The organism is Thermosynechococcus sp. NK55a (assembly GCF_000505665.1).
In the GTDB taxonomy this organism is placed as follows: Bacteria; Cyanobacteriota; Cyanobacteriia; order Thermosynechococcales; family Thermosynechococcaceae; genus Thermosynechococcus.
On the sequence record NC_023033.1, the window covers coordinates 2,089,701 to 2,100,753 of the forward strand.

At 53.3% G+C, this 11,053-nt stretch carries 10 protein-coding genes and 1 pseudogene; 9 read left to right on the forward strand and 2 right to left on the reverse strand.

The features are described 5' to 3' along the window. The first annotated feature begins 360 nt into the window (after positions 1 to 360). From NK55_RS10210 to malQ, 6 genes and pseudogenes are all read left to right on the forward strand, one after another. Complete coding sequence (locus NK55_RS10210; protein ID WP_024125629.1) at positions 361 to 1,533, forward strand: chemotaxis signal transduction system methyl-accepting receptor; 1,173 nt, start codon at positions 361 to 363, stop codon at positions 1,531 to 1,533. An 82-nt stretch (positions 1,534 to 1,615) separates the two neighbouring features. After that, complete coding sequence (locus NK55_RS10215; protein WP_024125630.1) at positions 1,616 to 2,542, forward strand: isoaspartyl peptidase/L-asparaginase; 927 nt, start codon at positions 1,616 to 1,618, stop codon at positions 2,540 to 2,542. A 119-nt stretch (positions 2,543 to 2,661) separates the two neighbouring features. Next, the gene (gene ndhK / locus NK55_RS10220; RefSeq protein ID WP_024125631.1) at positions 2,662 to 3,375 is read left to right on the forward strand and encodes a photosynthetic/respiratory NAD(P)H-quinone oxidoreductase subunit K; all 714 of its coding nucleotides are present in this window, start codon (positions 2,662 to 2,664) and stop codon (positions 3,373 to 3,375) included. A 38-nt stretch (positions 3,376 to 3,413) separates the two neighbouring features. Then, a pseudogene (ndhL, locus tag NK55_RS10225) lies at positions 3,414 to 3,643 on the forward strand (photosynthetic/respiratory NAD(P)H-quinone oxidoreductase subunit L). A 5-nt stretch (positions 3,644 to 3,648) separates the two neighbouring features. Further along, a complete protein-coding gene (locus tag NK55_RS10230; RefSeq protein ID WP_024125633.1) occupies positions 3,649 to 3,981 on the forward strand; it encodes a DUF3007 family protein in 333 nt (110 codons plus the stop codon). Positions 3,982 to 4,006: 25 nt separating this feature from the next. Then, complete coding sequence (malQ, locus tag NK55_RS10235; RefSeq protein WP_024125634.1) at positions 4,007 to 5,563, forward strand: 4-alpha-glucanotransferase; 1,557 nt, start codon at positions 4,007 to 4,009, stop codon at positions 5,561 to 5,563. Here the strand turns inward: malQ and NK55_RS10240 are convergent. After that, positions 5,560 to 6,909 (reverse strand): pentapeptide repeat-containing protein, encoded by a 1,350-nt coding sequence (locus NK55_RS10240; protein WP_024125635.1) that lies wholly within the window; start codon positions 6,907 to 6,909, stop codon positions 5,560 to 5,562. The two genes, malQ and NK55_RS10240, sit on opposite strands and share 4 nt — an antisense overlap. Positions 6,910 to 7,049: 140 nt before the next feature. On the opposite strand from NK55_RS10240, the gene NK55_RS10245 reads away from it, so the two are divergent. The 3 genes from NK55_RS10245 to NK55_RS10255 all read left to right on the forward strand — a co-directional run bounded on the left by NK55_RS10245 (position 7,050) and on the right by NK55_RS10255 (position 10,741). Next, entirely contained in the window at positions 7,050 to 8,204 is a 1,155-nt protein-coding gene (locus tag NK55_RS10245; protein WP_024125636.1) for a DegT/DnrJ/EryC1/StrS aminotransferase family protein, read from the forward strand. 229 nt (positions 8,205 to 8,433) lie between these two features. Next, positions 8,434 to 9,438, forward strand: a complete 1,005-nt coding sequence (locus tag NK55_RS10250) for a 2-hydroxyacid dehydrogenase (RefSeq protein WP_024125637.1) — start codon at positions 8,434 to 8,436, stop codon at positions 9,436 to 9,438. A 97-nt stretch (positions 9,439 to 9,535) separates the two neighbouring features. Then, positions 9,536 to 10,741, forward strand: coding sequence for an argininosuccinate synthase (locus tag NK55_RS10255; protein WP_024125638.1), 1,206 nt, complete (start codon positions 9,536 to 9,538; stop codon positions 10,739 to 10,741). Here NK55_RS10255 and NK55_RS10260 read toward each other — a convergent pair. Continuing rightward, positions 10,738 to 11,010, reverse strand: coding sequence for a YciI family protein (locus tag NK55_RS10260; RefSeq protein WP_024125639.1), 273 nt, complete (start codon positions 11,008 to 11,010; stop codon positions 10,738 to 10,740). The genes NK55_RS10255 and NK55_RS10260 overlap by 4 nt on opposite strands. Positions 11,011 to 11,053 lie beyond the last annotated feature (43 nt).

Sequence of the window (11,053 nt, forward strand, 5' to 3'; positions counted from 1 at the left end):
ACAAAGAGAGATAAATTACCCTTGAAGAATCCGCTGGCATCCTTAAAAAACATGAGCGATAGCTTAGACTACAAGAGCCGGTTATCTCCTATGCTAAGCAAGGTAGCGAATGATGATGAGGTGATTTGCAATTATTCTGCCTATTCTGCTGCCTAATGTCTCATTCTTTGTTGGAATAGCTATAATTCAAACCTAAGGCATTTTTCAAATCCATTAGGGAAAAGCTTAACCAAAAGATAACCGAAAAATAATGTTCTCCTATGCTGAATTCGACATAATTTAGACAGGTGGCATCAAGTGTAAGTACAGTTGCCGCTTTCAAGCAATTCAATTCGATGCTCATTCCGGGGGGATACGCAAATGAATGAGACACTAAAGGGCACATCCAAAGTTCACCTTGCCGCCGCCACCACCTTAGCAGACCTGCCCTATTTTTCCTATCAGGTTTCCCCCGAGACCATTGCCGAAGAGGTGGCTGAGCAATTTCAACGTGATCCTGAGCTACCAGGGGTCTTGGTGGTGGCGGGCGATCGCGTCATCGGCATGATCTCCAAGGTCAAGTTTTTTGAGCGCATGAGTCAGCAATTTGGCCGGGATCTATACTTGCCGCGCCCCATTAAGTTAATGCCGGAAATTGCCAATCCCAAAGTTCCTCCGCTTGTCTTGATGGCACGCACCCCCGTTGAAGAAGCTGTGGAGCAGGCCTTGAATCGCCCCCCTGCCTTTGTCTATGAACCCATTGTCGTGCGCACGGGCAAGCAACTGGTCTTGGTGGATATGCGGGTCGTCCTAATTGCCCAGGCTCAAGTCCTGAGTAGGAAAAATCTTTTTATTCAGCAGCAGCACCTCCACACCCAGCAAATCCTTGAGAGCCTAAGAGTGGAAAAAGAGCGCAACCAGGACTACGCCAAGCGCCTTGAAAGCGAGCTCACCCGCACTCAACAGATGAATGAAGCCCTAGAGCAGCAGGAGCGCTCTGTCCGTGAGCAAGCAGAGCGGATTGCTCAACTGAACCAACGGTTTATTTCCATCAGCCAAGTGCTCTCAGAGCGCGGCCAAAAGGCCTTTCAGGAAACCTTCACAGGGGTTAACCAAATTACCCGCCACACCGCGGAGGTCTATCGTCTCAGTGAAAGGCTGAAGCGGGACGTGGAAATTATTGACCAAGCCACCCATCAAATTGCCGAGATTACCCGTCAGGTGAAGCACCTTGCGGTGCAAGCGGGGTTGATTGCCAATCGCAGCGGCCAGCGGACGGTGGGCTTTGATTTTATTACTGAGGCAATTAACAAACTGGCCAACCAAGTGGTTGTTGCCAACCAGCAGGTGGAGGAAATGGCCAATCATTTTCGCCATCACATCCGCGAAGTGGTGCAGTCCACCGCCTCTGGCGAAAAAATCGCGCGATCGCTCCTCAGTCAAGTAGAAACGACTCAGCAAGCCATCCAAGAACTGCAAACCCTCCTGGATGCTGAGGGTACAGCCGCCGCCGAAACCGAGAAGGAAGTTCTGCCAACCGCTGTGGTTGCTTAAGGCGGTAGATTTAGGCCATGGCCACAGGCTATCTTGGAGCTAGAACACTTTTAATTTCTAGGCTTAATTTTTAGGATTGAGGATGCCCCGACCCACTGTTATTCTCCATGGCGGCGCCGGCAGGTCGCTCCAAGATAAAGGTGGTCTCATTCCTGTCCGCCAATCCCTCCATGGCATTGTCACCCAAGTAGTTCAGGCCCTCAAAGAAGGAGCAACGGCGATTGAGGCAGTGGTTTTGGGGTGTCGGCTCCTAGAAGATGAACCGCGCTTCAATGCCGGCACAGGCTCGGTGCTGCAGTCCGATGGGCAGATTCGCATGAGCGCCTCTTTAATGGATGGGCAGCGGCAGCGCCTTAGTGGTGTCATCAACGTCTCGCGAGTAAAAAATCCCATTGATCTTGCCCACTGGCTACAACAGTGCCCCGATCGCGTTCTGTCCGATGTGGGGGCAGCAGAATTGGCTCGTGAATTGCAGCTTCCTGTGTATCAACCCCTAACGGATCAGCGACTCTACGAATGGCTGGAGGAACGCAAGGGGAATTTCTCAAAATCAATGGCGAGGGTGGTGGCCGAAGAGGCAGGACGGGGCACGATTGGTGTCGTGGTTTTAGATCAGCAGGGACACTTGGCTGTGGGGACTTCCACTGGCGGCAAGGGTTTTGAGCGTATTGGGCGGGTGAGTGACTCCGCAACCCCAGCTGGAAACTATGCCAACAGCTTAGCAGCGGTCAGTTGTACAGGCATTGGTGAAGACATTCTCGATGAGGCGCTGGCCACGCGGATTGTGGTGCGAGTAACCGATGGCCTGTCCCTCGGGGCGGCCTTTGAAAAATCCTTCCGGGAAGCCGCCAGTCGGCAACGGGATTTTGGCGCCATTGGCTTGGATCATCAGGGGGCGATCGCCTGGGGTAAGACCTGTGATGTTCTTCTTGCGGCCTACTGGGATGGCACGACCATTGGCGATACCTTGGAATTACCACCGGGGCTACAGGTGGGCAGTCAAAAATAATTTATCCTTGATGTCAAGTTTTTTATTGCTTGCTGGAGCGGATTGGGTGCATCCGTTGGGGCAAACCCCTATAATCTTAAGTGTTTTTACATTTGGCCGATGTCCCTTGAGGGAACCCTATGACCAATACGACCTCGCCTGCTATTCTCAATCCGATTGCCCGTCCTGAAGTTCCCCAAGAACTTGCTGAAAATATCATCCTCACATCCCTCAATGATGTCTATGACTGGGCACGGCTATCGAGCCTCTGGCCGCTCATGTATGGCACCGCCTGCTGCTTCATTGAGTTTGCTGCCATGATTGGCTCGCGCTTCGATTTTGATCGCTTTGGCTTGGTGCCCCGCAACAGCCCCCGTCAGGCAGATTTGATCATCACCTCCGGCACAATCACGATGAAGATGGCACCGGCTTTGGTACGCCTTTACGAGCAAATGCCCAACCCCAAATACGTGATTGCCATGGGTGCCTGCACGATCACAGGGGGCATGTTTAGCTCTGATTCTTATTCCGCTGTGCGTGGTGTGGACAAGCTGATTCCCGTAGATGTCTATTTGCCTGGCTGCCCACCCCGTCCAGAGGCAATCATGGATGCCATTATCAAGCTGCGCAAGAAAATTGCCAACGAACATATCAACGAGCGGGGTAACCTTGCCCAAACCCATCGCCTCTTTACCGCCAAGCACAAAATGAAACCCGTGCCGCCCATTCTGACGGGCCAATATCTCAATGCTCCTACTCGTCAAGCGCCTCCCCCTGCCCTTGCGGCAGCGATGGGAATAGCCGTTCCTGCCCTTGGAGAAGCCGTGAGCGAAACCAGCAGCACTGGAGAATAATTCAAATTCAATCCTTCTTGGCAAAGAGGTAGCAAGCAATGGCAGTTTCAACAGAGCTTTTAGTTCTTGGTGTGTATGTGGCCTTGGCGGGGCTGTATCTGCTGGTGGTGCCGGCGATTGTCTATGCCTATTTGAAAGCGCGCTGGTATGTGGCTAGCTCCTTTGAGCGGGCGTTTATGTACTTTCTAGTTACTTTTTCTTTCCGGGATTACTCCTGCTCGCACCCTTTATTAACTTTCGCCCACAACCGCGCTCTCTCAATTCCTAGGTGCTATGCGCCGCATTGATGTTCTAGGAATTGGTGTTGGTCTTTTCTTTGGCGGTGGTTTGGTCTATCTCCTGTTGCGGATGGCCGGGGTTGAGCCACTTCAGGCGGGTGTTTGGAGTCAGGCTATTTTTGTCTTGGGAATTCTTGGCTGGCTCTCCACTTACCTACTGCGGGTTGTTACGGGGCGGATGACCTACCACCAACAACTCAAAGACTATGAAGAGGCACTTCTTAGCGATCGCCTAGCACGGCTGTCGCCAGAGGAGCGAGCGGCCCTCGAAGCTGAGATTCTCGCAGAAACCAACCCTACAGCTGATCCTGAATTGGGAGATAATTAGCTCAAGTTTCCCCTATGGCTTGGCAATGCACTTTCCCCGCTCCTGTGGTTTACTGCTCCATCCCACCTCCCTTCCCGGTGGTCACGGCATTGGTGAGTTGGGTGCCGCTGCCCGTGAGTTCTTGGAATTTTTAGTGGCCAGTGATCAGCAGTACTGGCAAGTGCTGCCCCTAGGCCCCACCGGCTTTGGGAATTCTCCCTATATGTGCTATTCCGCTATGGCGGGTAACCCGCTGCTGATTAGCTTGGAGGAGGTCGCAAAAGCCGGTTGGTTAACGGAGGCTGATCTAGCGCAGATTAACCTTGAGAATCGCGATCGCGTGGATTTCGACGCTGTGATCAACCAGAAACTGCCGCTCCTACGCCTTGCGGCGCAACGTTTTCAGAGTCAAGCTACCCCAGGAGACTGGCAGGCCTTCCGCGACTTCCAAGCCCTTGCTCACTACTGGCTGCCCACCTATGCCCTCTTTATGGCAATTAAGGAGCACCATGAGGGACAGCCGTGGTATGAATGGCCCGCTCCTTTGCGCGATCGCGAACCAACCGCCCTTGCCGCTATCCAAGTTGTTCTCAAAGACCGCATTTTTGAGTACGAGTTTCAGCAATTTCTCTTTTACCAACAGTGGCACGCCCTCAAGGAAGCCGCCAATCAACGGGGGATTCAAATTATCGGTGATATTCCCATTTACGTTGCCCACGACAGTGCCGATGTCTGGGCCTTTCCTCAATTTTTTGAACTCAATCCAGAAACAGGTGCGGCTGCCCTCATGGCCGGTGTGCCCCCCGACTACTTTAGCGCCACAGGACAACTGTGGGGCAATCCCATTTACAACTGGAAAGCCCTTGCTGCCGATGGCTACTCTTGGTGGATTGAGCGCTTCCGTGCTCTCCTTTCCTATGTGGACATTATCCGTGTCGATCACTTTCGCGGCTTTCAGGCCTACTGGCAAGTACCGGAAGGGGAGAAAACAGCTGTCAACGGCGAGTGGCAACCAGGTCCTGGTGCTGCCTTCTTTGAAGCTTTGCAAGCGGCCTTGGGACGACTGCCTATTCTAGCGGAGGATTTAGGGGATATTACCCCCGATGTCATTGCCCTGCGGGATCAGTTTCAGTTTCCGGGGATGAAAATTCTCCAGTTTGCCTTTGGCGGTGGTTCAGATAATCCGTTTTTGCCCTTTAATCAAGAGCGCAACTGCGTGGTGTATACCGGCACTCACGACAATGACACAACTGTGGGCTGGTATCGCAACCTGAGTGACTGGGAACGGCAGCGTTTTATTGACTATTTGGGCTATACCCCCAGCGAACCCCACTGGGCATTGATTCGCATGGCCTTGGGAACCGTGGCTAACCAAGCCATTATTCCCGTTCAAGATTTGCTCGGCCTCGATAGCCATGCCCGCATGAATTTTCCTGGGACTGGCGAAGGCAACTGGGCATGGCGACTGACTGCTGGTCAACTCACCCCTGAACTTGCCGCTCATTTGAAGCACCTGGTACATCTCTTTGGCCGCCAAGCGCCCCCCAGGCCTCAACCTAGTGAAGCCGAGGCAGGATCCCTCGGAATTGAGACGCAGCCCTAAGCTCGCCGTCGGCCATCGGGCATAATCGTGCCCCGCAAATCCACTTCACTGAGATTGGCACCACTCATATCTGCAGCAGTCAGGTTGGCCCGCGTCAAATCGGCCCGCGACAGGTTCGAGCCTGAGAGGTTGGCATCTCCTAAGTCTGCGCCACTCAAGTTAACACCGCTGAGGTCTACGGTTCCCAGCAAGCTGCCGCTAAAGGTTGCCCGGCTTAGGGTGGCTCCACTCAGGGTGGCGCGGCTCAGGTTTGCTTCGGAGAGGGTAGCACGACTCAGGTTGGCTCCCACCAAGCGGGCGCGGCTGAGATTGGCTTCTACTAAGTCGGCACGGCTAAAGTTAGCTTCCGTTAAGTCCACCTCGCGGAGATTGGCACCGCTCAGATTAGCCCCCCGCAGCTTCACCCCATTAAAGACTAGGCCACTGAGATTGGCACTGCGTAGATCCGTTTGACTCAAATCCGCATTATCCAGCAATGCACCCTGCAGATTTGCCCCTTGGAGATTCGCTCCCCGCAGATTGGTGCCCACCAGTTTAGCATGGCTGAGGTTGGCGCCCTGCAAATTTGCGCCACTGAGATTCGCACGGCTCAGGTTGGTATGACTCAGGTTCGCGCCACTGAGATTGGCACCACCAAGGTTGACCTCTGATAGCTCTAGGGACGATAGATCCGCCTTTGCCAGTTCGGCGCCGACAAGTTTGGCCTTGGTAAGGTTGGCTTCACTGAGCTTGACTTCCGTGAGATCAACGCGACTCAGATTGGCACCTGTAAGATTTGCCGCCGTTAAATTAGCACCCCTCAGGTTGGCACCGCTGAGGTTTGTGCCACTGAGATTGGCATTGCTGACATCCGCCTGAATTAAATCCACACGGGTCAGGTTTGCCTGCTTTAGCTCTGTTCCATGCAAATTGGCGCCCTGTAAATTTGCTCCCGAAAGGTTCACGCCGTCGAGGGTCAATCCCCGCAGATCTGCATTGGCCAAATCCACACGGGAGAGGTTTGCACCCTGAAGCACTGTTCCCCGCAGTGTGGTTTCACTCAGTTCAGCGCGGCTGAGATTAGCTCGTGTCAGGTTTGCCCAACTGAGATCACTACGACTCAAGTTTGCGCCAGCGAGGTTGGCATCCACCAATTCTGCTTTGATGAGCATCGCATTGACAATTTCTGCACCACATAGCACGGCGCCACTGAGATTTGCCCCGCTCAGGTTGACCCACTCCATGTCGGCACGGGAGAGAATAATCCCCCGTAGATCAGCGTTAATAAACTCGCCATTTGTCAAACTGGCGCGATTAAAGTCCCGTTCACCGCTGGCGTAGCGTTTTAACAACTCTTGGGGATTCATCAAAAAAAATTGGCTCTGGAACTCCGCCCCTGAGAGCGGCTCTACACTCTAAGCCTAGCTTAATTCGCTAAAACCACACTACGCTCGTGAGAGGATGACTCGTGAGAGGATGATAATAAAGACTTGCGCTCGATGCTCTCATGGATACCATTCCTATTCTTGATCTCAAAGCCCAATATCAGTCCCTCCAACCAGAGATCGATCGCGCAGTTGCCCGGGTACTCGCATCAGGTCAGTTCATTCTAGGGCCAGAGGTACAGGCCTTTGAGGAAGAGGTGGCCGCCTATTTAGGGGTGCGCCAGGCGGTAGCCGTTAATTCAGGAACAGATGCATTGGTGATTTCCCTGCGCAGTTTGGGGGTGGGTGCTGGGGATGAGGTGATTACAACCCCTTTTTCGTTTTTTGCCACGGCAGAGGCGATTAGTTTGGTGGGTGCCCGCCCAGTTTTTGTGGATGTGGAATTGGACTCCTTTAACCTTGATCCCAGTAAAGTTGCTGCAGCGATTACCCCTCGCACCAAGGTGATTTTGCCTGTGCATTTATTTGGCCGACCGGCAGCGATGGGGGCAATTATGGAACTTGCTCAGGCTCATGGGTTAGCGATCCTTGAGGATTGTGCCCAGTCTTTTGGGGCCCGCTATTGCCCGCCCTGTGAAAATTGCCAATGTGAAGCGGCAACTCAAGAAGCCTTGGCCCATCGGTTCACGGGCGCGATCGGTACGATGGGTGCCTTTTCCTTTTTCCCCACCAAGAATTTGGGTGCCTATGGTGATGGCGGTCTGATTACTACCAATGATGAGGATTTAGCAGAGCGATCGCGCATGCTGCGGGTTCACGGCGCCCGTCAACGCTACCACCACGAAATAATTGGCTACAATTCCCGCTTGGATAGCCTCCAGGCAGCAATTCTACGGGTGAAGCTGCCCCATATCGATCGCTGGAATCAACAGCGACGGCGAGTCGCCCAAACCTATAACCAAGCCTTGGCTGGTCTTGAGGCAGTAGTGACCCCAGCCGTGTCTGCGGGGCATGTGTTTCATCAATATACGATTCGGGTGCTGAATGGCCAGCGGGATGCGCTTGTGGCTTACCTAAAGGAGGCTGGCATTAGTTCAATGATTTACTACCCCATTCCCCAAGATCACTTTCCGATGTACAAGGGGCAATCTCCTCCCAATCCTGTGAGCGATCGCCTTGCTAGCGAGGTTCTTAGCTTGCCCATTTGGCCTGAATTAAGCGATGCCACCATTGAGTATATTGCGGCAACCATTCGGCAGTTTTTTCACCCGTCCTGAGGCGTTTCTGTGAGTATCTCTTCAGGTGTTGCCTTAGCATCTGCACTAAGGCAGTCTTTGCCGCAACTTAACAGAACCTTAAACTGAGACTCGCTAGGCTAGCTACAGCTCTTTGCCAAGATGGGGCGTTACAAACACAACACGGGACATGGTTTCCTAATTATGGGTATTGGCTGTGTTTACCCCCTCTGGAAAGGGCTGTCCTGTTGCTTACCCGAGGAGATCCCCCATGAAGGTTGCGGTTTTTAGTGCGAAATCCTACGATCGCCAGTTTTTGGATGCTGCCAATGCGGCTCAAGGCTATCCCCATATTCTAACCTATTACGATTTGCTGCTGCGGCCTCAAACAGTGTCCCTGGCTGAGGGGCACAATGCAATCTGTGCCTTTGTCAATGACGATCTTGGGGCACAGACCCTAGAGCGACTCGCACAGTTGGGGGTGCGTCTAGTCACCCTGCGCTGTACGGGCTTTAACAATGTGGATTTAGCTACGGCGGCCAACGTGGGCATAACGGTTACCCGCGTGAGTACTTATTCCCCCTATTCGGTGGCAGAGCATACGGTGGGGCTGATCCTGATGCTCAACCGCAAACTCCACCGTGCCTACAACCGGGTGCGCGATGATAACTTTTCCCTAGAGGGACTGATGGGCTTTGACCTCCATGGTTGTACCGTTGGCATCATTGGCACGGGTAAAATTGGCCGAGTTGTTGCTCAGATTCTGCATGGTTTTGGCTGCCACCTTTACGGTTACGATCCCTACCCTAGTGAAGCTTTTAGGGAGATTGGTACCTACACAACCTTAGAAACATTGCTGGCGGCATCCGACATTATTACCCTCCATTGCCCCCTGCTTCCCGAAAATGAACACCTGATCAACGCCACCACGATCGCCCAAATGAAGCGGGGCGTCATGCTAATCAATACCAGTCGCGGCAAACTGGTGGACACCAAAGCCGTCATTGAGGGCATTAAAAGCGGCCAAATTGGTTATCTGGGCATTGATGTCTATGAAGAGGAAGACTCCCTCTTTTTCCAAGACCTCTCGGACACCATCATCCAGGACGACACCTTCCAACTCCTGCAATCCTTCCCCAATGTGGTGATTACTGCCCACCAGGCCTTCTTTACCCGCAATGCTCTCACGGATATTGCCCGTACCACGATTGAAAATTTGACCTGTTTTGAGCAAGGCCTGCCCCTAGCAAACGAAGTGAAACAGCCCTCACCCTGAGGCTCAACCAACTCAACAGGGGGACTAATGACTTTTCGGGCAAACAGATCCGCTATAGTAGCGATCGCGTTTGTTTCAGACAAGTCAGGAAAGACTCATGGGGTGTGCAGAAAAAGTCATTTTGGCCTATTCGGGGGGGGTGGATACCTCCGTATGTATTCCCTATCTCAAGCACGAGTGGGGAGTGAAGGAAGTTATTACCCTCGCAGTGGATTTAGGACAGGGGGATGAACTGGAGCCCATTCGCCAAAAGGCCCTTGATGCAGGTGCCAGCGCCTCGTTAGTGGCTGATGCCAAAGCTGAGTTCATCCGCAACTATGCTTTTCCAGCCATTCAAGCCAACGCCCTCTACGAAAATCGCTATCCCCTCTCGACGGCCCTTGCTCGCCCCTTGATTGCCAAGCTCTTGGTGGAGGCGGCTACCCAATACGGTGCTGACGCTGTTGCCCACGGCTGTACTGGGAAAGGGAATGATCAAGTCCGCTTTGATGTGGCGATCGCTGCCCTCAATCCCCATCTCAAGGTCTTGGCACCCGCGCGTGAATGGGGCATGAGCCGTGAAGAAACCATTGCCTACGGCGAACGCTTTGGCATTCCTGCGCCTGTCAAGAAATCTTCCCCCTACAGCATTGACCGCAATCTTTTGGGACGCAGTATTGAAGCTGGCCCCCTTGAGGATCCGTGGATTGAACCCCTTGAGGAGGTCTATTTGATGACCCAAGCCATTGAACACACCCCCAACTCCCCGGAGTATGTGGATATTGGCTTTGAAGCAGGGGTTCCTACCAGCCTCGATGGTCGCCCCCTTGATCCTGTGACATTGGTCAGTGAACTCAATGAGCGAGTGGGTCGCCACGGCTTTGGCCGCATTGACATGATTGAAAATCGCCTGGTTGGCATTAAATCCCGTGAAATTTACGAAGCCCCTGGTCTACTGGTGCTCATTGACGCCCACCGCGATTTGGAAAGTTTGACTCTGACTGCTGATGTGACGCAGTATAAGCGGGGCATTGAGGAAACCTACAGCCGCTTGGTCTATAACGGCCTCTGGTACAGCCCCCTCAAGGAAGCCCTCGATGCCTTTATTCAACAGACTCAGCAGCGGGTCACAGGTACCGTGCGCGTCAAGCTCTTTAAGGGGACTGCACGGGTGGTGGGGCGGCAATCTCCCTACTCCCTTTATACGCCTGATTTGGCCACCTATGGCAGGGAGGATCAATTCGACCACAGGGCAGCTGAGGGCTTTATCTATGTGTGGGGGCTACCCACCCGTGTCTGGGCAGAAAAACTGCGCCAAGGCTAGTCGGGGGCTTCGACAATACACCACTCATGGAGTTCGTAGTGGACGCACTGGTGTTGGACGAGGGGATCACGGGCAACAATTTCCTCAGCCGCCTTGCGGGAATCGGCCTGAAACAACAGCATGCCACCCCCTCGCTCAGCCCAGTATCCCGTGCGGGCTTGATGGCCGGCGGCAATGAGGGAGCGTACATAGGCCCGATGGGCAGGAACATAGCGATCAAAGGTTGCTTTGTCCACAATGCCGCGCTCAATTTTGACAAACCATGGCATTGGTGATTGGCTCCTGTGGATTCGAATCAAGACCTAGAATAGC